The sequence below is a fragment of the Hwangdonia lutea genome, from assembly GCF_032814565.1.
GTDB classification, from domain to species: Bacteria; Bacteroidota; Bacteroidia; order Flavobacteriales; family Flavobacteriaceae; genus Hwangdonia; species Hwangdonia lutea.
Map to the genome: position 1 here is coordinate 492,478 of NZ_CP136521.1, position 20,997 is coordinate 513,474.

Consider the following 20,997-nt stretch of genomic DNA (forward strand, 5'->3'; position numbering starts at 1 on the left):
ATGAAAGAATATATAGTTAAATCGTCATTATCATTATTGATATTAGCTTTAATCTCTGCTCATGTATATAAATTATATCTGTCGCATAAAGACGCGCCAATTGTTTACAATCCAACCGATGTGAATCCTGAATTGGTAGATGCGAGTTTACATAATATAAGTAAAAACCACAAGATTGCCGTTTTTGAATTAATCAATCAAAACGGAAAAACCATCACGCAAAAAACCTATGAGAATAAAATTTATGTCGCAGATTTCTTTTTTACGAGTTGCCCAACCATCTGTCCGGTTATGACCAATAATATGGTAAAAATCCAAAAAGAATTTTTAGATGACGACGAGGTTATGCTGTTATCGTTATCTGTAACCCCAGATGTTGATAGTATTCCGAGATTGAAAGCTTACGCCAAAAGACATGGTGTGATAGACTCAAAATGGAACATTACAACAGGCAATAAAAAACACATTTATGAGCTGGCGCGCAAAAGTTATTTCGCGGTTACTGATGAAGGCGATGGCGGGTTACAAGATTTTATACATACCTCAAATTTTATCCTCATAGATAAAGACAAACAAATAAGAGGAATCTATGATGGTATTGAAGATGAAGACATCTTGCGTTTAATTGAAGATATTAAAACCCTTCGAAGCCTATAATTGATGAAGCATTCAGATTTCAAAAACAATATTGTTCGCGGACCTATAAATGCTTGGGTGTTTAAATTCCTTGATGGTTACATGAATTATCTTTTTGGAAAATCTAAAAGGAAACTCTTTAAGAACCATCCAGAAACCATTGTTGAAATTGGCTCGGGTACAGGGGCAAATATGCGCTATTTAACAAAGAGAACAAATCTAATCGCCATAGAACCCAATATTTATATGCATAATAATTTAAAAAAAAATGCTGTAAAATATGGCATTAATCTGGAAATAAAAACCATGGTTGGCGAGTCGATAGATTTACCAGATAACTCATGTGATTTTGTGGTATCTACTTTAGTGCTTTGTACTGTAAACAATCCTGTAACATGTATTAATCAAATTAAACGCATATTAAAACCATCGGGGATTTTTGTGTTTGTTGAGCATGTTAAAGCTAAGGAAAAAAGCATTTTAGCCTACATTCAAAAAATATTGCACAAACCGTGGCATTGGTTTTTTGAAGGATGCCACACCAACAGAGACACCAAATCATTATTGGAATCTGCCGGGTTTAACACACTGGAAATTGAGGCTTATAATTTGTATTCGCCCTTTATTCCGATTACATCTCAAATAAGAGGGAAAGCCACCAAATAACTTTAAACAAAGTTGAAAAGTATATCATTTTAAAACTATAATTATGAACTATTGCCAACTACAAAAACTTAAGCTAGAGCTTGCCGTTAAAGCAAAAAAAGGCACCGACTTTATATTGGCGGCTTCCGTAATTTGGTTCGCCATAGCTTATATATGGTCATTGCAGGCCACATCGTACAACAAAAGTGTGTTGGTTTTTATAATTGGTGCATTGTTACTGCCGTTGGCTTATTTGTTTTCAAAACTCTTAAAAACACAATGGAAAGTCGCGAAAAACCCGCTGCAATCCTTGGGACTTTGGTTAAATTTTGCGCAGTTGTTTTACTTTCCGTTTTTGGTGTTCGTGTTACTTACGCTACCGGATTATTTTGTAATGGTTTACGCCATTATTACAGGTGCGCACCTGTTCCCCTATACCTGGTTTTACGACGATAATACCTATGCGATCATGGCAGGAATTATTTCGGCCACGAGCCTGATTATGGGATTGAATTTCCCCACGGAAACCCTGTTTTACATTCCATTATATACGGGATTTTTATTACTGGCCATGTTTATAATTCTATGGTTTTCTATGCATGAAATCATTCAAAAATGGGAAGCACAGAATGATAAATTTAATAATAAACAATAACAAAATTATTGACGCACCATTACATTTATTAAACCATTTCATTAATCAAATTAAAAATCATTAATCATGAAAACAATTAAGATCACATTATTATCACTAATCACATTGTTATCGTTTGCATGTAGCAACGACGATGAAAATTACAACAACCAACCCGATCCGGTTGAAACACTATTAAACGTTATTGCAAAAGGCACATCGGTTGCGTAAATAAAGACCATTGTGCATCATCAAAACGGAAAACAACTTGAAGCCTTTTGTTTCCTCATGGATTTGGTCGATGCCAAAACAGGCGAAATTATTGGCACCGTAGAAGATTGCGACGTAGGCACTACAGAATTTGAGGACGGCACTTTGGTATCGCAAGTTATTACCAAATTTAATTTTAACGGTAAAGGCTCTATTACCTCGGAAAGTTCGGTTTTACAAACACCAATTGGCGACGGGCGTTTCACCACCGTTTTTGTACCCACGGAAAACAACATCATCGATGCTACTTTCGAATTTGAAGGTGCAAAGGGTACCGCAACACTAAATGGAGAAGTGGATCTGTCTCAATTTGATAACAACATTATCATTTTTAATTGTGTCTTTGAACTGAAGTTTACAAATTAAGCATATATATTTTTTTGGATAGTTAAATTTTTTCGGGGATTAGTTAACATATTCAAAACCAAAAGCCTATAGCGAGCAATCAACATAGGCTTTTAAATTCTTTTTCAAAAAACGTTTATTTAAAAAATCATCAATCAAAATATCAAAAAATGAAAAACAACTACTTAATTACACTAATTTACATCTGCTTTACAACAACGGTTTTCAGTCAAATTAGTGATTTAAGCGACGAGTTTAACGATGCTGCACTAGATCCATCGTGGAATTTATTCCAAACCCAATATTACCAAACGCCCGTTCCCGTGAATAACGGCTTTATGGAAATGAGTCTTGATGATACCGAGTGCAACCGCACCTGCGTGTGGTGGGTAGACATGAACGCGGGACTTATTTACAAAGAAGTTACGGGCGATTTTGAAGTGGTTACCGCCGTTTACACCAAACAAAAAACCAACCCCACGCAAGATATCGATAGGTGGACGCAGTTGGCGGGTTTAATGGCACGGGATCCTACATCAACAACATCTGGAAACGAAAACTATGTGTTCAACGTTGCCGGAATACGATTTGATAACCCGTCGGTCGAGCTAAAATCTACAACCAATAATACGAGTTCTATTAGAGCTTATACCAACAATATGTCCGGTACCGCCGCAGAACTCAGAATGGTGCGGGAAGGCGCGCTTTTTAGCCTATATTCGCGCCAAATAGGAAGTCCAACTTGGATGTTTCGCGATGCTTTTAACCGTCCCGATTTGCCCGAAACCTTGCAAGTGGGCCTAATAGCTTATGTGTTTGAAGCCTACCCGGGAAACCTGCTCGCGCAATTTGATTATATTAGGTTTAGCGAAGTGACGCTGAGTGATGATGAAATGGGGTATTCAAATCATCAAGTGAATATGTATCCAAACCCTGTTAAAGAGGCATTGAACATCGAATTGAAAGCGAAACCAAACAACGCGTTTACCGTTGAAATCTACAATGTTTTGGGCAAAAAAATATTTGACAGACCTTTTATCGCTTCAAACGCTAAAACGACGAAAATAAAAATAGCATTATCGAAATTAAATATGGTTTCGGGTATTTATTTTTTCAAGCTGAAAAGTGAAGAAGCTGATTTTGGCACTTACAAGTTCGTGGTTAATCATTAAAAAAAGTGCTTTAAAAAAATAAACCACTATGGATTTTAAATCCATAGTTTTTAATAAAAGAATGAAATTCTTTTTTGAGTGCGTGTCATTCCGACAGAGCAAAGTAACGAGGAATCCCATGGTTTTGAATTTATAATGGGATTTCTCACTGTGTTCGAAATAACAAATACTCTCAAAAGTTTAAAGAAACTAAAGTAACTGCAATGATCCCGAAGATTCGGGAGCAGGGTCTCAACCTTTAACTAGATAATGAAGTATTATTTATCGTCATACAAATTTGGAAATTGTGTTGATTCACTAAAGCAAATGCTTCCTAAAGGTGCCAGAATTGCCCACATAAACAATGCGAGAGATTCTAAAACCATCAGTAAAGAAATCAGAAACAAGCATTTAAAAGAAGAAATGGTGTTTATGGATAGTCTGGGGTTTATTAGTGAGCATCTGGATTTAAAAAACTATTTCTACAAGAAAAGCCAATTGAGAAAAAAAATGGATTCATTTAACGGTGTGTGGGTCTGTGGCGGTAATGCCTTTGTGCTAAGGCAGGCCATGAAATTAAGTGGCTTCGATAATATATTCAATGAGCTGCATTTTAAAAAAGACTTTTTTTATGGAGGCTATAGTGCGGGAATATGTGTACTTTCAGATTCATTAAAATATATACAATCTGTTGACAAACCAAACGATTTTCCGTATAAAGAAATCAATGAAACCATTTGGGACGGACTAAACGTATTCAGCTATGGCATTTTACCACATTATAAATCCAACCATCCTGAATCTGAAGCAATTGGAAAAGCAGTTAATCACTGCATAGATAATAAATGGCTTTTCAAAACACTGAGAGATGGCGAGGTTATGATACATAAAACTAACTAAATGTATAACCCGTTGTGCATTTTGAATGAAAATAATTTAAATATGTCAGTTCGAGTGATTTTGAGGAACGAAAAATTGTATCGAGAACCCATTTATAGTTCAAAAAATTCTTATTCTCGATACAAATTCCACTCATTTCAATCGTAAAATTCACTCGAATTGACAGAATTCTGCCAAAATGCACAACAGGCTAAATGTATATAAATTAACCAACCGTAAAGTTTGTCTCAATTTCATGCTTGATTTTTTGTGCTTTTAAACGGCAAAAATAACTACATTTGCACTCGCGAAAACCAAAGTCTTGGTTCTTGTATCTTTAATCAAATTATCTGAAGAAAAATGAAAGCAGGAATTGTAGGATTACCAAACGTAGGAAAATCGACCTTATTCAATTGTTTATCAAACGCTAAAGCGCAAAGTGCAAACTTTCCGTTTTGTACTATCGAACCCAATATTGGCGTGGTAAATGTACCCGATCCGAGGTTGGAAAAGCTGGAACAATTGGTAAACCCGGAGCGTGTACAACCTGCCACGGTAGAGATTGTTGATATTGCAGGTTTGGTTAAAGGCGCTAGTAAAGGCGAAGGTTTGGGCAACCAGTTTTTAGCTAATATTCGCGAAACCGATGCGATTCTTCATGTATTGCGCTGTTTTGATAACGACAATATTGTGCATGTTGATGGCAACGTAAACCCCATTCGAGATAAAGAAACCATTGATATGGAACTTCAGCTTAAAGATTTGGAAACCGTTGAAAAAAAACTGGATAAAGTTAAGCGCGCTGCCAAAACAGGAAACAAAGAAGCCCAAAAAGAAGAAGCGGTTTTATTAAAATTAAAAGCAGGTTTAGAAGCAGGAAAATCGGTACGTGCCATAACATTTTCAGAAGATGATTACATCGATTTTGTAAAACCATCGCAACTCATTACCGATAAGCCAGTAATGTATGTTTGCAATGTAGACGAAGGTTCTGCGGTTAGCGGGAACGCTTATGTTGAGCAGGTAAAAGATGCTGTGAAGGACGAAAATGCCGAAGTTTTAGTGCTTGCTGTTGGAACGGAAGCCGATATTAATGAATTAGACGATTACGAAGAGCGCCAAATGTTTCTTCAAGATATTGGATTGGACGAAGCAGGTTCTGCTAAATTAATCCGTTCAGCATACAAACTCTTAAACCAACAAACTTATTTTACCGCTGGTGTAAAAGAGGTGCGAGCTTGGACTGTAGATATTGGAGCTACGGCACCACAGGCAGCGGGTGTTATCCACACCGATTTTGAAAAAGGCTTTATTAGAGCCGAGGTTATTGCTTATGATGACTATGTGTCTTTTGGAAGTGAAGCTAAAGTTAAAGAAGCTGGAAAAATGCGTGTTGAAGGCAAGAACTATATTGTTAAAGATGGCGATGTGATGCACTTCTTGTTTAATGTATAATGCATTTTCTGGTTTTTAATTTAATAAATTTAAAAGCTTTCATAAATAAAAAAAGATTGATAGCCATTATAGCTTTCAATAACAATAAATATTGTCAGTTCGAGTGATTTTGAGGCACGAAAAATTGTATCGAGAATTAATATGGAACTAAAATTCTTTGTTCTCGATACAAATTTTACTCATTTTAATCGTAAAATTCACTCGAACTGACAGCATTTTTAAAATGAAACTAACCTTTTAACCAAGCGTCTCGCAATGCTTTTTGAACCTCGGTAGCATCTTTTTTAGGCATTAAACCTTTACCCATGGTATAGGTTTTGGTCGTTGTTGTTTTAATAATTATATCTTCTCCGTCTCTATTAAGCACCACCTCAACGTCTTTTCCTGGTTTCCAAGAAAATACGCCTTCTAAAACGGTGTTGGCATTTTGCAGGCTTACCGATGTACCGTTAATCGACTTTATAACATCATTTGGTTTTGCACCATTTTCTGCCCAAAAACTGTTTTCTAAAACCATGTCGGTAAAAAAGATAGTTCCCGTTTGTCCGTCGCCACTCACTATGGGTGCGCCATTCATTAAAATGTAATTGGTTTCCACTTTCCCTTCGCCAATTTCCAATCCTACTTTATCGAAAAATGTATTGTAATTTATTGGAATATCCCCAATAACATGGTCGTCGAAAAATTCGCGTAACGACGGATAGGTCATCGCTACAATTTCATCTATCAATTTATCATCTTCAAACGGTTTATTTTTTCCGTATTTTTTCGATAATTCCTTCATTAAGGATAGAATTCCTCTATGGCCGTTGCTTTCTTCACGCATTAAAATATCGATGCACATCCCAATTAAAGCACCTTTGTTGTAAACGTTTAAATACTGGTCTTTATACGGTGCTTTTAAAACATTTTCGCTCATAATGGTAAAACTCATGGCATCGTTCATTTGGGAAGCCATTTGAATTTTATTCATCATTTTATTGTAAAAGGTAGTCTCATCAACCAATCCTTCGCTTACCTGAAACAACGATGCAAAATATTCGGTTACCCCTTCGTACATCCATAAATGTTTTGAAAACGTTGGGTTGTTATAATCAAAATAATGCACATCTTCAGAATGCACGCTTAGCGGTGTTACAATATGAAAAAACTCATGCGACACCAAATCTATCATGCCTTCATCCAACGCTTCTTTTGACATTGCTTCTGGCATAACAGCCACAGTTGACGTGTGATGCTCTAAAGCGCCATAGCCTTTTGGCGAGGTTTCTTCACCATCAGATAAATACAAATAAATATCGTAACGTGGCGTGGTATCAATATCACCTAAAAAAGCTTTTTGTGCTTTCATCATGTTGTAAATCGTTTCTTTTAACGAGGTAGCCGAATGCACTTTATTTGGCGAATACACACTCAAAACAATTTTAATGTCGCCCACCATAAATTCTTCAACATCCAAATTACCGTACATCATGGGGTTATCGGTAATATCAAAATAACGTGGTGCAAAATAGCTCGTCGTTTTATTTTTTCCGTCTTCACTTAACTTCGAACCCATTTTTTGCAATGCCGATGTACGCACAAAATCAGTTGATGCTGTAACATCGAGTTTGTATTGGTTGTTTTTTAATGAATCGAAATACCCGATAAAACCATGTAAATTCAACACATAATTTTCGGGCTCAATATTGGTTCCTGCTGGCGAAAATGGCACTTCTTTCCCTATACCGCCTTCAGTTTCAACATCAAAAGTATCGTTAACCAAGTAGGTGATTTTATCAAGCTGGGTAGCGTTATCAATCGTCCAAGAATTGGTATCTATTTTATTAACAGGCATTTCGTTACCTTGATAATCGAAAGCTTTAAACGCGTCAATATAACTCCCAAAATTGCTCACAGCATAGGTACCTTGAACCACTTTGGGCAATCGGTATGTAACTGTTTCAACCGTAAAACGCCCCGGATTGATGGTAACTGGCGCTTTGTCGTTTTCAACTTTATCTAAATGAATGGCCGTTTCAATGGGTGAATTAATGGCTAAATCGTTCGCCGTCGTTTTAGTTGCACTACAACTGGCAAGTAAAATCCCTGTAAATAATACGATTAAGGTTCTCTTTTTCATGTGTATAATTATAGTTTACAAATTGACGCCGAAAATACTATTATGTTACGATGACTGCTCTTAAGGTTCTGTTAAAATAAGCCGAATTATCATTATTTTCGCAACATGAATAAGCCCTTAATAAGTATATTGACGCCTTTTAAGAATACCGAAGCTTTTATAGAAGATTGTTTGAATTCTATTGTAAATCAAACTTACACAAATTGGGAATTGTTAATTGTTGATGATGCCTCCACCGATTCAAGCCCTAACATTGTTAAAGCTTACGCTGAAAAGGATAGCCGAATTAAACTTTTAAAAAATACAGGTAACGGGATTATTGACGCTTTAAAACTGGCTTTTGGCAACAGTAAAGGCGCATTGATTACCCGAATGGATAGCGACGATGTGATGCAACCCCACAAACTGGAAGTATTGGCAAATAAACTTTTAACTTTCGGTAAACGGCATGTTGCCATTGGTTTGGTAAATTATTTTTCTGATGCAGGCATAAAAGACGGTTATAAAAGTTATGAACTATGGCTGAACAACCTAACCAAAACCGGTAAAAATTATTCCGAAATTTACAAAGAATGTGTCATCCCCTCGCCCTGTTGGATGGTTTACCGAAGCGACTTAATAGCTTGTAACGCCTTTAATCCAGACACTTATCCTGAAGATTACGATTTAGCTTTCAGATTTTATAAACACAACTACAAATGCATCCCCTGTGACGAGGTGATACACAATTGGCGCGATTACAGGTCGCGAACATCGCGAACACATGTGCATTATGCCGAAAATCATTTTATCGATTTAAAGCTCCATTATTTTTTAGAGTTGGATTACAATCCCAATAAAACACTGGTTGTTTGGGGTGCGGGAAACAAGGGTAAAACGATTGCAAAAAAACTCATAAAAAAGCAAGTGCCTTTTGAGTGGATTTGCGATAATCCTAAAAAGATTGGTCGTGATATTTATGGCGAAACCTTACAGCCTTTTCGATATTTGGAAGGTATTGAAAACCCACAAAGCATCATTACGGTAGCCAACAAAGCCGCTCAAAAAGACATAAACGCCTATTTAAAATCCATACACCTGGTTAATAAAAAAGATTACTTCTTCTTTTGCTAACAAATGCTTATATTCACTCACTTAAAAAAATCATTATTATGAATCTAAAATCAATTGTAGTATTATTAATTTTTTCATTATTTTTTTCAAATCAATTCGTTACAGCACAGAAAAAAGTCAAACTCTTTAACGGAAAAGATTTGAGTGGTTGGACGATTTACGGCACTGAAAAATGGTACGTAGAAGATGGATTTTTAATCTCTGAAAGTGGCCCAGATAAAGAATACGGTTATTTAGCAACCGATGAGCACTATAAAAATTTTGAACTCACCTTAGAATTTAAACAAGAAACCGACAACGGCAATAGTGGGGTTTTTATTCGCTCTACAATTGAAGGTGTAAAAGTTAGTGGCTGGCAAGTTGAAGTGGCGCCACCAAATTTACACACCGGTGGTATTTACGAATCTTATGGTCGGGGTTGGTTAATAAAACCGGCACCAGAAAAAGAAGCTGTATTAAAACCAGGTAAATGGAATAAATTAAAAATAAGAGCTATTGACGGTAAAATAACCTCGTGGTTAAACGGGGTGCAAATGGTTACCATTGACGATGAAAAAATTGGCGCTGGCACGGGTAGCATTGCCTTGCAAATACATAGCGGCGGCGGAATTTTAATTAAATGGCGAAAATTAATTCTGAAAGAACTTTAAAGCTCAAAAACTTTATACTGTAGTGTTTTAATTTTATAAAAAAACTATAGTTTGACAAATATAAAAAGGAATGCAGTTTAAACACCCCGAACTTCTTTACGCCTTATTTTTACTGCTCATACCTATAATTGTCCATTTATTTCAACTTCGGAAATTTAAAAAAGTTGCATTCACCAATGTGGCTTTTTTAAAGGAGGCGACACTTAAAACGCGTAAGAGTTCGCAAGTAAAAAAATGGCTCATCCTGTGTACCAGATTGTTACTGTTAGCGGCTATTGTATTGGCTTTTGCGCAGCCGTTAACTTCTAAAACCAACGGTTTAAACATTAAAAAGGAAACCGTTATTTATTTAGATAATTCGTTTAGCATGCAAGCTAAAGGCCTTAACGGCGAACTTTTAAAACGTGCCGTTCACGATCTTATAAACAATGTACCCGAAAACGAAAACATATCCTTATTTACGAACAATACCGTTTATAAAAATACGACGATAAAAGCTATAAAGAATGATTTGTTGCAGTTGGATTATACAACAAATAATTTAACAACTTCGGCGGCATTATTAAAGAGCAATACACTTTTTAGCACCACAAGCAAAGCTATTAAAAACACCGTTTTAATATCGGATTTTCAAATCGACAACAACGAAATAACCGTTAAAAAAGACTCCTTAACCAACTTACATTTTGTAAAATTACAACCCGTAAACACCCGTAACATTGCGGTTGATAGCGCCTATGTTTCAAACGCTTCTCCAACACATATTGAGCTTACCGTACACTTAACACAAAGTGGAAACAGTACTGAAAACGTGCCTATTTCGTTATTTAATAACGAGAACTTAATAGCTAAAACTTCCGTGGAAATCAATGATAAAGCCAGCACCACTTTTTCGCTTCCCCTAAATGAAATTGTTAATGGAAAACTCACCATTAACGATGCCCATTTACAGTTTGACAATAGCTTGTATTTTAATATAAATACCGCTTCAAAAATTAATGTTTTATCAATAAACGGAAGTGATGATTCGTTTTTAAAACGCATGTACAATCCAACTGAATTTAATTACACATCAACTTCAACCAATCAATTAAAGTATAATCTTTTCGATAATCAGCATCTTATTATTTTAAATGAATTGAATGCGATTCCTAATGCCCTGGTTTCAGCAATTAAAGCATTTACAAACCAAGGTGGCTCGCTGATTGTTATACCCTCAAAAGGCATCGTAAAATCAACTTACAATGCACTGCTTTTAAACTACGCAACCTCGTTTAACGACTTAATATCCAATGAAAAACGCATAACCACTATAAACTATTCGCATCCTTTATACAGCAATGGTGTGTTTGAAAAACAGGTACGCAACTTTCAATACCCCAAAGTAAATAGCTTTTATAATGTGCTTTCAAATGGCGCTTCAAAAGTTTTGAGTTTTGAGGACGACAAGGCTTTTTTATACCAAAATAAGAATGCCTATATCTTTACAAGTGCCTTAAATACCGCCAATTCAAACTTAAAAAACTCCCCATTAATTGTCCCCACATTTTATAATATCGCAAAATTCAGTTTTAAAATTCCGCAATTATACTACACCATTGGTGAAGAAAACAGATTTGATGTGGATATCCAATTACAGCAAGACGATATTTTATCATTAGTAAACAAGGATATCAATTTGATTCCAAAACAGCAATCCTTTAACAACAAGGTGGTGATTAACACATCTGACATTCCAACAATTGCCGGTACATATGCCATAAAAAACAAAGCTGAAACCATCGCCAATGTGAGCTATAATTACAACAGAAATGAAAGTAATTTGGTTTACAGCAATCTTTCAAATTTAAACGATGCAACGGTAAGCCATTCCATTACAGAAATTTTCGATACCATAAAAAGTGACTCAAAAATTAATGCCCTGTGGAAATGGTTTGTTATTTTTGCACTACTATTATTGCTTATTGAAATGCTCATCTTAAAATATTTTAAATGAACATACTTATAAAGTCTGCCACAATTATTGATTCTAAAAGTGAGTTTCACAATGCTACTCAAGATATATTAATTGAAAATGGCGTGATTTCAAAAATTGGAAAAACGCTTAAAAACCCTCATAATTACCGCGAAATTAAGCTTGACAATCTGCACGTTTCTCAAGGCTGGTTTGATAGTAGCGTATGCTTTGGCGAACCAGGTTTTGAAGAACGCGAAACCATTTTAAACGGATTAAAAACGGCTGCAGCATCTGGTTTTACGGCGGTGGCAATGCATGCCAATACCAACCCCGTAATCGATACAAATTCGGATATTACGTTTGTAAACTCCAAATCGGTAAACAATGCCGTAACCTTATTGCCCGTTGGCGCGTTAACCGTTAATAGCAAAGGGGAAGATTTAGCGGAATTGTTTGATATGAAAACGGCAGGTTCGGTTGCTTTTTACGATTATAAAAAGTCAATCTCCAACCCGAACCTTATGAAAATCGCCTTACAATATGCCAGTAATTTTGATGGTTTGGTATGCTCCTTTCCGCAGGAAAATAAAATTTCCGGAAACGGTGTTATGAACGAAAACATGACCAGCACCACTTTGGGATTAAAAGGAAATCCGGCTTTGGCCGAAGAATTACAAATAGCACGCGATTTGTTTTTATTGGAATACACTGGCGGAAAATTGCATATCCCGACCATTTCAACCGCAAAATCAGTGGAGTTGATTAGGGTCGCAAAACAAAAAAAATTGGACGTGAGTTGCAGTGTCGCCATTCATAATTTGTATTTTACCGATGCGGTTTTAAAGGATTTCAACACCCACTTTAAAGTATTACCGCCATTGCGTACGCAACACGATATTGAGGCACTCATTGAAGGCCTAAAAGATGGTACGATTGATATGGTAACCAGCGACCACAACCCTATAGATATCGAACAAAAAAAGATAGAATTTGATTATGCCGATTATGGCAGCATCGGACTCGAATCGGCTTTTGGTGCGCTACAAAACATCTTTACAACTAAAAAAACAATTGATATTTTAACCAAAGGTAAATCGAGATTTGGATTAGAGCAAACTCCAATAAATGTTGGCAACACCGCTAATATGACACTTTTTAATCCAGCATTAAAATATACTTTTGCTAAAAAGGATATCATGTCGAAATCTAAAAATGCCATTTTTGAAAACGAATCTTTAAAAGGAAAGGTTTACGGTATTATTTCGAATAATAAAATTTCTATAAACTCATAAATCATGACACAGCAAGAGATTGAAGAAGGAAAAACCATGGCAATTGTAAGTTACATTACTATTATTGGAACCATTATTGCTTATTTCATGAATAATGATAAAAAAAACATCTTTACCAGTTTTCATGTAAGACAAGCATTAGGCTTATGGCTTACTTATTTTATACTAGCTTGGGTGGTAAGTGCTGTAAATAGCTGGTTTGCCACATTAGGGTTTTGGGTGTTTTTTAGTGTTTTATTTATCTATGCTTTAATAAGTGCCGTTAGCGGAAAATCTCAAGAAATACCTTTAGTTGGTGCTTTTTATCAAAAAATATTTTCAAATTTAGGACGATAATGTCAAACACATCCCTTTCATTACAACATATTATTCGAGAATCTACTTTAACAGAAAATGCACCATTATTAATCATGCTGCATGGTTATGGTAGCGATGAAAACGATTTATTCTCATTCGCAAACGAATTACCCGAAGAGCTTTTTATCATTTCGGTAAAAGCCCCATACACATTACAACCTTATGGCAACGCGTGGTATGCTATTAATTTTGATGCCGATAAAGGCAAATGGAACGACAACGAACAAGCTAAGGAATCACTCGAATTAATCGCTAATTTTATTGATGAAGCAACAAGCCTCTATCCGGTAAATAAAAACAATGTGTCGCTTTTAGGCTTTAGCCAAGGTTCTATTTTAAGCTATGCCGTAGCCTTAACTTACCCCGAAAAAGTAAGGAATATTGTAGCATTAAGCGGTTATATAAACCACGATATTTTACCTGAAGATATAAAACAAAAGGATTATTCCAATTTGGATTTTTATTGCTCCCACGGAAGTGTGGATCAAGTGATTCCTGTGGATTGGGCACGACAAACAGCCCCGTTTTTAAACAGCCTAAATATTAAGAATGTGTATTCTGAATTTCCTGTTGGACACGGCGTTGCACCACAGAACTTTTTCGAGTTTAAAAATTGGTTGAGCAAAAGGATCGTTTAAATCGATACAATTCGAAAATAATAGAATTCCGTTTTAAAAGTACATTGAAACGTGATTTTTTCTTAGCATCAAACGGACTATCAAAATATCATTTAGGATATTGCCGCTTTATATTCCGAATTAAATCTTCCAACCCGTTCAATTTAAGCTCGTAAACCTGTTTAAGCATATCGCCTAATTTTCCTTTTGGGAAACCTTTATTGTTGTACCAAACCACATAATATTCAGGCAAATCAATTAAATAACGGTCTTTATATTTACCAAAAGGCATTTTGGTGTGTGCTAGTTTTATAAGGAAATCTTTATCTGGATTCATGCCGCTACTACTCTACCGATTTGTATTTTGAAAGTTTATTAAGTTCGTTTGCAATATAGCTTTTCCATTTTGCTTGATTTTCAAAATTTCTGGAATAATTGGTTTCGGCATCATATTTATCTTGCATTGCAGTCAGTTCCTTATTGATGGTTTTATTAAGTTGGCGCAATTCATTTTTAATATGATTTGATACTTTAAGCAGACTGATGCGTTGCCTAAATTTACGAACGTGCAGCTCGGTAATATCAAAATGCAATTGCTCGTGCCCTAATACATGATTATCGGCAAGGTTGGATTTGTACCACGATTGTTCTGGATAAAAATGACTAAACACTTCGGTTGAAAAACTAACAACCTCAGCATCTGTTTCCCGTACTGAAAACCCAAACGAAATCCCCGAAGCCGTTATGGCCACGGCACTTACCTTATTATTTGCTGCTCCTTTAAAATCTGCCCAAGTTAGTTTATAAGATTCGTTCCAAGAAAGTGTTGGCTCGTCTTGAACACATAAAAAAACACATAAAATGAGGAGTATTTTTACCACAAAGAATTTAGATAAAATAATAACTGTTCAAACTTCGTCGCTACAAATTTCAATTTTTAGTAAAACATAACATCCTGCTTATTTTTAACAGATTGCCACAGTCGTCCTTCGCAATGACGTTATAATAAAAAATGCCGTTTTAAAGCTTATTGTTTAACCTCAACAATGGCTAAATCTTGGTAATTAACCAGGTAAACCGTATCGTTATAATAACCACCAAAAAGTTTCTTTTTGTAGGCAAATTTGTTTTCTACGTATTCCGTAAGTGGCGCGTTGTTAACGGACATGTATAAATCTTCTGAACTCACGATGCGCAACACAACATCCATCGTTAAATCGAAACCTTTAACCGCGGCGCTATTTGGTGTGGTATAGTAGCGTTTTTTATAGGTTTTTACAAAAGTATTATTCCCAGATTCATTATACGATTTAGAGGTCGCTGCGTAAAAAAATTGTAGTTTCGACAGATGTTCGTTTGATACACCATCGGCTGTAAACGCTGCATTCATATTGGTGGTAGCCATGGTAATTTCAACCGCTTCTGTTTTGGTACTTAGGTCTTCTGTTTTTATTAACGAAGCTAAAATACTGGTAACGTTTGATACAAAACCTTCGTTTTTAGTTTCCAAGAACACTATGTTTTTACCAGGTTTCAGCGCTTCTTCAATATCTTCTTTGGTAACAAAAAAATCATCATCGCCACTTTTTTTATTTTTTCTTGAATGTATTTGTTTGGCGTGATTAAAATCGCGTTTTAAATCATTTGAAACTTGGGTGTGTTTCGAATCCGAAATAATTATAATGTTACTCGGTAATGTATCGGTTTTAATATAGTTTACTAAAGTGCTTTTTAATTTCTCAGTTGGCGGTCGGGACTGAAACACATTGTCGTATAATTTTAAATTCAACCCAATGGGTGAAACCACGGGCACGTTATAGCGTCTTAGTTTTGATGCTGCTTTTTCAAATGTATTTGAAGTTAATGGTCCTATTACGGCATCAACCGTTTCAAAATCGTTATCATCAATTATTCTTGAAACTTCGCCAATTTCGTTTTTTGTATCGTACACATCAACATGTAGCGAAACGCCCAAGGTTTTTAAGGAATCAATAGCCATTAAAACTCCCGAATAAAAATCGAGCGACGTGTCTAAATATCGGTCTTTAACAATGCTTTTTTTAGTATCTTCCTTAGATTGAAAATCGACTCTATTCAACCTAAATGGCAGCATCACCGCAATGTGTTTTGTGTTAAAATCCTTAATACTGTCTGTTAAATTAATACGGCTTGGGCTCTCCACAGAAACAGCTTCATTAAAGGGTATTTTTAAAATCATGCCTACTTTTAAACCGCTTTCGGCCAAACCAGGGTTTAAAGCTTCCAACGCATCTTTTTCCAAGCCTAACTTAAGTTTTAATCGGTAAAAACCTTCTTTTGGCAATACTTTGTAATAGCTGTATTTTTCGTCAACTTCCCGTTCTTCGTCATCCTCAATATTAGGCACAATAATTTCCTGACCATCTTTTAAGACCTCGCCCATTTCCGGATTAAGCTCTTCCAATTTTTTAACCGAAATCCCAAATTTATAGGCAATACGCCATTTCCCTTCTTTGGGCTGAACGATGTACGTTTTTGTAGGTTCTGCTTCAATTTCCTCAGTAATTTTAAAAATCGGGATTTGTAGCTTATCCCCTTTTCTCAGCGGATCGGCATATAAAAATTTATTGTATTTTTTTATCTCGTCTTCAGTAACATTGTACTTTTTAGCCAAACTGTACAAGGTCTCTTTTCTTCTGGTTTTATGCTTTTGAAAACCTTGCAATTCCTTAATAGTAACCACTTTTGGTTTTTTGGCTTTCGATAACGGAATAATTAAAATCGTATTGGGCTTCAACTCCTTTTTGGCATCTGGATTTAAGGCATAAATCTCCGATGGAGTTACAAAATATCGTTTGGCAATTGCTTCAATAGTTTCGCCTTTTTTAACTTGGTGTGTACTAAAATCTTGGGCATTTACCGAAGTAAAACCAAATGCCAAAACCAAAATAATTACTAATAAAAATCTATTCATGCTATTATTTTCTAATCGATATAAATATAATTAAAACGAGGTCAATCTTTGTATATACGTTGCTTTTTTACCTCATAGACGTAAAAAGACTACATTTTGATTTAACAGTTGCACATGTTGCACATAGTGTGCCAAAACTATTTTCTTTGGGCGTTCCCTACGCTTTATACCTACAAGGTAAAAAAAACCTTGCAGGTAACGCTTCGGTCGGGCTTTACGTTACAAGTCCTCGCTCCTGCGTCGCTGTGGGCTTTCCTCTGCAATCCCTAACGCGGGCATATTTGCCAAAACCCGTTCAAACTGCTTACTGGCTACTAAAAACAAATCATTCCCACTCAATGGTTGCCGGTGGCTTACTGCTAATGTCGTACACTACTCTATTAACGCCTTTTACTTTATTTATTATATCGTTGGAGGTTTTTTGAAGAAATTCGTAAGGCAAATTTACCCAATCGGCTGTCATGCCATCGGTACTTTCTACAGCCCTAAGCGCTACACATTTTTCGTAAGTTCGCTCGTCGCCCATAACGCCCACGCTGTTTACAGGTAGCAACATCGCGCCGGCTTGCCATACTTTATCGTAAAGTCCCCAAGCTTTCAATCCGTTAATAAAAATAGCATCAACCTCCTGGAGCATACGTACTTTTTCGGCCGTAATATCGCCTAAAATCCGAATACCCAAACCAGGTCCCGGAAATGGGTGACGCCCCAACAATTCAGGATCGATTCCCAGAGTGGCGCCAACGCGCCTTACCTCATCTTTAAAAATAGCACGAAGGGGCTCCACAATTTTAAGTTTCATAAAATCGGGCAATCCACCAACATTGTGATGCGATTTTATGGTTGCTGATGGGCCACCAGTTGCCGATACACTCTCAATTACATCAGGATAAATCGTGCCTTGTGCCAACCATTTTACGTCTTCTAACTTGTTGGCTTCGTCATCAAAAACCTCAATAAACGCATTACCAATGGCTTTACGCTTTTTCTCGGGATCTTCAATGCCTTTTAACGCCTCAAGAAAACGTTGTGAAGCATCAACACCTTTAACGTTAAGGCCCATGCCTTCGTATTGCTTTAATACATTTTCAAATTCATTTTTTCTGAGCAAACCGTTATTTACAAAAATGCAGTAAAGGTTATTACCAATAGCTTTGTTAAGCAAAACTGCAGCTACGGTAGAATCAACACCTCCCGAAAGCCCTAAAACCACTTTATCGTTCCCCACCTTTTCTTGGATTGCTTCAACAGTTTCTTCAACAAAAGAATCGGGTGTCCAATCTTGATTAAGTCCCGCAATACCCACCAAAAAGTTTTCTAAAAGCTGCTTCCCATCGGTTGAGTGATACACTTCTGGGTGAAACTGAATGGCATAGGTTTGTTCGCCTTCAATTTTATAGGCTGCATTTTTAACATCGGTTGTGCTGGCCAATAAAATAGCTTTTGTTGGCAGTTGTTTGATGGTATCGCTATGGCTCATCCAAACTTGACTGCCTTCATTTATATGTTTAAAGAAAGTCTCTTCATTTTTAATGAAAGACAAATTTGCCCGTCCATATTCCCTAGTATTTGATGGCGCCACTTCGCCTCCCGAAAAATGGGCCAAATATTGGGCACCGTAACACACGGCGAGAAGTGGTTTTTTAGCACGTATCTCTGATAAATCTGGATGTAAAGCAGATTCGCCTCTTACAGAAAATGGGCTACCAGAAAGAATAACGGCCTTGTAATCGTTTAAGTTTGTTGGAATTTTGTTGAATGGATGTATTTCGGAATAGATGTTAAGCTCTCTAACTCTACGCGCAATAAGCTGTGTGTACTGCGATCCGAAGTCTAATATTAATACCTTATCGTGTTGCATGCGCAAAAGTAATAATTGATTTTATAATAGCGAATTGGGTACGCTTCTTTTTTGCATAATTTTTTTAAACATTAACCTGTGAATAACTCCAAGCTCCATCCAAACAAACAACTCAGGCACAACTATTTGATTTACACACAATAATTAGTTATTTTTAGCACAAACCAACCAACCGATACATGAAAAAAGTCTTTTTTATAATCTTCATTGTTCCTTTTACCCTTATTTCCCAAAACAACAAAAAACTAGATAGTTTACGCTCCGTATTCCAGCAACAGTCTCAAAATACAGAAAAAGTAAAAACCGCTGATTTAATTTTTATTGAAAGTAGAGTTTCTAATCCTGCTTTAGCTCTAGAGTATCTGCACAAGGGATTAGCCATATCAAAAAATATAAACTACCCTGAAGGTGTGGCTAAAAATTATAAAAACTTAGGTCATTACTATGTAAAATACCATAACCTAGATTCCTTAAGATATTATTTTGGTAAAGCCGAAAGTGCTTACAAAAAATTAAATGATCACAAATCGTTGTTTAAGGTATTGCATGCCTGGAACCGTACGGAAAACCTAGAAGGTAGTTTTAAAACAGCTTTAGAGTTATCAAACCAATCCATTCAAATCGCAAAGAATTTACAACATGGGTTAATGTTAAGTGATGCCTACCAGCAACAATCTAACATCCATTTAGATAAAGGCGACTTTAAAAGTTCTATTGAAAATTTAATCCTTGCATCTAAGGTGCATGATACTCTAGCTAACAAAAAACCATTACGCGAAGCTATTATAAAAACTGGCATTGGGCGTACAGAAACCTTAAGAGACAATTACAAGGCAGCTATTCCATATCTTGAGGAGGGATTGGCTATTTTTATTAATTTAAATCACCACAAATGGCTGGCTATCACCTATATGGAGCTAGGAAATACGTTATATCATTTAAAAAATTACGATGAAGCCCTTTTAAACTATAATAAAGGCTTAAAGATAAGTAGGGAAAAAAAATGGAATGATTTTATTGCGCCATATTTGGCCAACATAGGCGCTATTTATTTAGACAAAAAAGAATATGACAAAGCCTTAGAGTATTTTTTTAATTCCAATAAAATTTCAAAAAAGCATGGCTCTGTAAATAATCAAATTATTCATTTTAATGATGTGGCCTCTGCATACTTTGGTAAAAAAGAATATCAAAAAGCCATAAAATATTTTTCCGAGGCTATACACTTAGCAGACTCCATTGGTTCTATTGATAACTTATCTGATAATTACAAAGAACGAGCAGAAGCCTACGAGGAAATAGGCAGCTATAAAAACGCTGTTGCTGATTATAAAAACCACATCGTTTTAAATGATTCGGTATTTAACAGTAAAAAAGCACAACAAATTGATGAATTAAAAACCCAATACGAAACTGAGAAAAAAGAACAAGAGATTTTACTTCAAAATAAAGAAATTGATTTGCTAAAGCAACAAGAAAAAAACAATAATTTACAACGATTACTTTTAGGTATAGGCTTCCTTTTATCGCTTATAGGTTTTTATGCTGTTAGGCAAAAACTTAAACGCAACAAATTGGAAAAAGAAAAAATAAAAGCCGAATTAGCCTTTAAAAAGAAAGAACTCACCACCCACGCCCTACATTTGGCAAAAAAAAATGAAGTATTGGAAAGCTTAAAACAAAAAGCCCAGAAATTTAAAACCTTTGAAAACGACCTTAATGGTTACCAGCAACTTATTCAAACCATAAATTTCGACTTGAAAGATGACAACAATTGGGAGAATTTCAGCAAATATTTTCAAGAGGTGCACAAAGACTTTAACAGTAATGTGAAACAAAAATTTCCTGAAGTAACCTCAAACGAATTGCGTTTAATGTCGCTTCTAAAAATGAATTTATCCTCTAAAGAAATTGCAAATATTCTTAATATTTCTCCAGAAGGCATTAAAAAAGCACGCTACCGTCTTCGAAAAAAATTAGGGATATCAACCGAAGATTCGCTACAAGATCTGGTTTTAAACCTATAAAACGGCGGCATTAATCAGCTGTCTACTCTTTGT

20 protein-coding genes are annotated in these 20,997 nt (G+C 35.8%); 15 read left to right on the plus strand and 5 right to left on the minus strand.

Annotated features, from left to right (window positions below; translation table 11 throughout):
• The 8 genes from RNZ46_RS02160 (at position 1) to ychF (ending at position 6,015) form a co-directional block, all read left to right on the plus strand.
• A complete protein-coding gene (locus RNZ46_RS02160; RefSeq protein WP_316983750.1) occupies positions 1 to 657 on the plus strand; it encodes an SCO family protein in 657 nt (218 codons plus the stop codon).
• Between the two features lie 3 nt (positions 658 to 660).
• Entirely contained in the window at positions 661 to 1,302 is a 642-nt protein-coding gene (locus RNZ46_RS02165) for a class I SAM-dependent methyltransferase (protein ID WP_316983751.1), read from the plus strand.
• 43 nt (positions 1,303 to 1,345) lie between these two features.
• On the plus strand, positions 1,346 to 1,936 hold the full coding sequence (locus RNZ46_RS02170) for a DUF7010 family protein (RefSeq protein ID WP_316983752.1): 591 nt from the start codon (positions 1,346 to 1,348) through the stop codon (positions 1,934 to 1,936).
• 66 nt (positions 1,937 to 2,002) lie between these two features.
• A complete protein-coding gene (locus tag RNZ46_RS02175; RefSeq protein WP_316983753.1) occupies positions 2,003 to 2,146 on the plus strand; it encodes a hypothetical protein in 144 nt (47 codons plus the stop codon).
• A 12-nt stretch (positions 2,147 to 2,158) separates the two neighbouring features.
• Positions 2,159 to 2,551, plus strand: a complete 393-nt coding sequence (locus RNZ46_RS02180) for a hypothetical protein (RefSeq protein WP_316983754.1) — start codon at positions 2,159 to 2,161, stop codon at positions 2,549 to 2,551.
• A 149-nt stretch (positions 2,552 to 2,700) separates the two neighbouring features.
• On the plus strand, positions 2,701 to 3,702 hold the full coding sequence (locus tag RNZ46_RS02185) for a T9SS type A sorting domain-containing protein (protein ID WP_316983755.1): 1,002 nt from the start codon (positions 2,701 to 2,703) through the stop codon (positions 3,700 to 3,702).
• A gap of 249 nt (positions 3,703 to 3,951) precedes the next feature.
• The gene (locus RNZ46_RS02190) at positions 3,952 to 4,581 is read left to right on the plus strand and encodes a Type 1 glutamine amidotransferase-like domain-containing protein (protein ID WP_316983756.1); all 630 of its coding nucleotides are present in this window, start codon (positions 3,952 to 3,954) and stop codon (positions 4,579 to 4,581) included.
• 339 nt (positions 4,582 to 4,920) lie between these two features.
• Positions 4,921 to 6,015 (plus strand): redox-regulated ATPase YchF, encoded by a 1,095-nt coding sequence (ychF, locus tag RNZ46_RS02195; RefSeq protein WP_316983757.1) that lies wholly within the window; start codon positions 4,921 to 4,923, stop codon positions 6,013 to 6,015.
• Between the two features lie 229 nt (positions 6,016 to 6,244).
• On the opposite strand, the gene RNZ46_RS02200 is transcribed toward ychF, so the two are convergent.
• Positions 6,245 to 8,137 (minus strand): M61 family metallopeptidase, encoded by a 1,893-nt coding sequence (locus RNZ46_RS02200; RefSeq protein WP_316983758.1) that lies wholly within the window; start codon positions 8,135 to 8,137, stop codon positions 6,245 to 6,247.
• A gap of 105 nt (positions 8,138 to 8,242) precedes the next feature.
• On the opposite strand from RNZ46_RS02200, the gene RNZ46_RS02205 reads away from it, so the two are divergent.
• From RNZ46_RS02205 to RNZ46_RS02230, 6 genes are all read left to right on the plus strand, one after another.
• Positions 8,243 to 9,250, plus strand: coding sequence for a glycosyltransferase family 2 protein (locus RNZ46_RS02205; RefSeq protein ID WP_316983759.1), 1,008 nt, complete (start codon positions 8,243 to 8,245; stop codon positions 9,248 to 9,250).
• Between the two features lie 38 nt (positions 9,251 to 9,288).
• Positions 9,289 to 9,900 (plus strand): 3-keto-disaccharide hydrolase, encoded by a 612-nt coding sequence (locus tag RNZ46_RS02210; protein WP_316983760.1) that lies wholly within the window; start codon positions 9,289 to 9,291, stop codon positions 9,898 to 9,900.
• A gap of 70 nt (positions 9,901 to 9,970) precedes the next feature.
• Positions 9,971 to 11,896, plus strand: coding sequence for a BatA domain-containing protein (locus tag RNZ46_RS02215; protein WP_316983761.1), 1,926 nt, complete (start codon positions 9,971 to 9,973; stop codon positions 11,894 to 11,896).
• Positions 11,893 to 13,149, plus strand: coding sequence for a dihydroorotase (locus RNZ46_RS02220; protein ID WP_316983762.1), 1,257 nt, complete (start codon positions 11,893 to 11,895; stop codon positions 13,147 to 13,149). Before RNZ46_RS02215 ends, RNZ46_RS02220 begins: the two co-directional genes overlap by 4 nt.
• Positions 13,150 to 13,152: 3 nt before the next feature.
• Positions 13,153 to 13,485 (plus strand): magnetosome magnetite crystal formation protein family, encoded by a 333-nt coding sequence (locus RNZ46_RS02225; RefSeq protein ID WP_316983763.1) that lies wholly within the window; start codon positions 13,153 to 13,155, stop codon positions 13,483 to 13,485.
• Complete coding sequence (locus RNZ46_RS02230; RefSeq protein WP_316983764.1) at positions 13,485 to 14,144, plus strand: alpha/beta hydrolase; 660 nt, start codon at positions 13,485 to 13,487, stop codon at positions 14,142 to 14,144. Before RNZ46_RS02225 ends, RNZ46_RS02230 begins: the two co-directional genes overlap by 1 nt.
• Positions 14,145 to 14,232: 88 nt before the next feature.
• Here the strand turns inward: RNZ46_RS02230 and RNZ46_RS02235 are convergent, their stop codons facing one another.
• The 4 genes from RNZ46_RS02235 to guaA all read right to left on the minus strand — a co-directional run bounded on the left by RNZ46_RS02235 (position 14,233) and on the right by guaA (position 18,937).
• Entirely contained in the window at positions 14,233 to 14,460 is a 228-nt protein-coding gene (locus tag RNZ46_RS02235) for a DUF3820 family protein (protein WP_311939948.1), read from the minus strand.
• Between the two features lie 7 nt (positions 14,461 to 14,467).
• Positions 14,468 to 15,004: a DUF922 domain-containing protein gene (locus RNZ46_RS02240; protein WP_316983765.1), complete on the minus strand. Its 537-nt coding sequence runs from the start codon at positions 15,002 to 15,004 to the stop codon at positions 14,468 to 14,470.
• A 146-nt stretch (positions 15,005 to 15,150) separates the two neighbouring features.
• A complete protein-coding gene (locus tag RNZ46_RS02245; RefSeq protein ID WP_316983766.1) occupies positions 15,151 to 17,076 on the minus strand; it encodes a PBP1 and LysM peptidoglycan-binding domain-containing protein in 1,926 nt (641 codons plus the stop codon).
• Between the two features lie 325 nt (positions 17,077 to 17,401).
• Positions 17,402 to 18,937: a glutamine-hydrolyzing GMP synthase gene (gene guaA / locus RNZ46_RS02250; RefSeq protein ID WP_316983767.1), complete on the minus strand. Its 1,536-nt coding sequence runs from the start codon at positions 18,935 to 18,937 to the stop codon at positions 17,402 to 17,404.
• A gap of 179 nt (positions 18,938 to 19,116) precedes the next feature.
• Between guaA and RNZ46_RS02255 the strand changes: the two genes are divergently transcribed.
• Positions 19,117 to 20,964, plus strand: coding sequence for a tetratricopeptide repeat protein (locus RNZ46_RS02255; RefSeq protein ID WP_316983768.1), 1,848 nt, complete (start codon positions 19,117 to 19,119; stop codon positions 20,962 to 20,964).
• The last annotated feature ends 33 nt before the right edge of the window (positions 20,965 to 20,997 follow it).

What these genes read in the sequence shown, in the direction of transcription:
- RNZ46_RS02225 (WP_316983763.1), top strand. Translation starts at nt 13,153, where the DNA reads ATGACACAGCAAGAGATTGAAGAAGGAAAAACCATGGCAATTGTAAGT.
- RNZ46_RS02190 (WP_316983756.1), top strand. Translation starts at nt 3,952, where the DNA reads ATGAAGTATTATTTATCGTCATACAAATTTGGAAATTGTGTTGATTCA.
- RNZ46_RS02245 (WP_316983766.1), bottom strand. Translation starts at nt 17,076, where the DNA reads ATGAATAGATTTTTATTAGTAATTATTTTGGTTTTGGCATTTGGTTTT.
- RNZ46_RS02215 (WP_316983761.1), top strand. Translation starts at nt 9,971, where the DNA reads ATGCAGTTTAAACACCCCGAACTTCTTTACGCCTTATTTTTACTGCTC.
- RNZ46_RS02165 (WP_316983751.1), top strand. Translation starts at nt 661, where the DNA reads ATGAAGCATTCAGATTTCAAAAACAATATTGTTCGCGGACCTATAAAT.
- RNZ46_RS02170 (WP_316983752.1), top strand. Translation starts at nt 1,346, where the DNA reads ATGAACTATTGCCAACTACAAAAACTTAAGCTAGAGCTTGCCGTTAAA.
- ychF (WP_316983757.1), top strand. Translation starts at nt 4,921, where the DNA reads ATGAAAGCAGGAATTGTAGGATTACCAAACGTAGGAAAATCGACCTTA.
- RNZ46_RS02175 (WP_316983753.1), top strand. Translation starts at nt 2,003, where the DNA reads ATGAAAACAATTAAGATCACATTATTATCACTAATCACATTGTTATCG.
- RNZ46_RS02230 (WP_316983764.1), top strand. Translation starts at nt 13,485, where the DNA reads ATGTCAAACACATCCCTTTCATTACAACATATTATTCGAGAATCTACT.
- RNZ46_RS02160 (WP_316983750.1), top strand. Translation starts at nt 1, where the DNA reads ATGAAAGAATATATAGTTAAATCGTCATTATCATTATTGATATTAGCT.
- RNZ46_RS02205 (WP_316983759.1), top strand. Translation starts at nt 8,243, where the DNA reads ATGAATAAGCCCTTAATAAGTATATTGACGCCTTTTAAGAATACCGAA.
- RNZ46_RS02185 (WP_316983755.1), top strand. Translation starts at nt 2,701, where the DNA reads ATGAAAAACAACTACTTAATTACACTAATTTACATCTGCTTTACAACA.
- RNZ46_RS02220 (WP_316983762.1), top strand. Translation starts at nt 11,893, where the DNA reads ATGAACATACTTATAAAGTCTGCCACAATTATTGATTCTAAAAGTGAG.
- guaA (WP_316983767.1), bottom strand. Translation starts at nt 18,937, where the DNA reads ATGCAACACGATAAGGTATTAATATTAGACTTCGGATCGCAGTACACA.
- RNZ46_RS02255 (WP_316983768.1), top strand. Translation starts at nt 19,117, where the DNA reads ATGAAAAAAGTCTTTTTTATAATCTTCATTGTTCCTTTTACCCTTATT.
- RNZ46_RS02235 (WP_311939948.1), bottom strand. Translation starts at nt 14,460, where the DNA reads ATGAATCCAGATAAAGATTTCCTTATAAAACTAGCACACACCAAAATG.
- RNZ46_RS02200 (WP_316983758.1), bottom strand. Translation starts at nt 8,137, where the DNA reads ATGAAAAAGAGAACCTTAATCGTATTATTTACAGGGATTTTACTTGCC.
- RNZ46_RS02210 (WP_316983760.1), top strand. Translation starts at nt 9,289, where the DNA reads ATGAATCTAAAATCAATTGTAGTATTATTAATTTTTTCATTATTTTTT.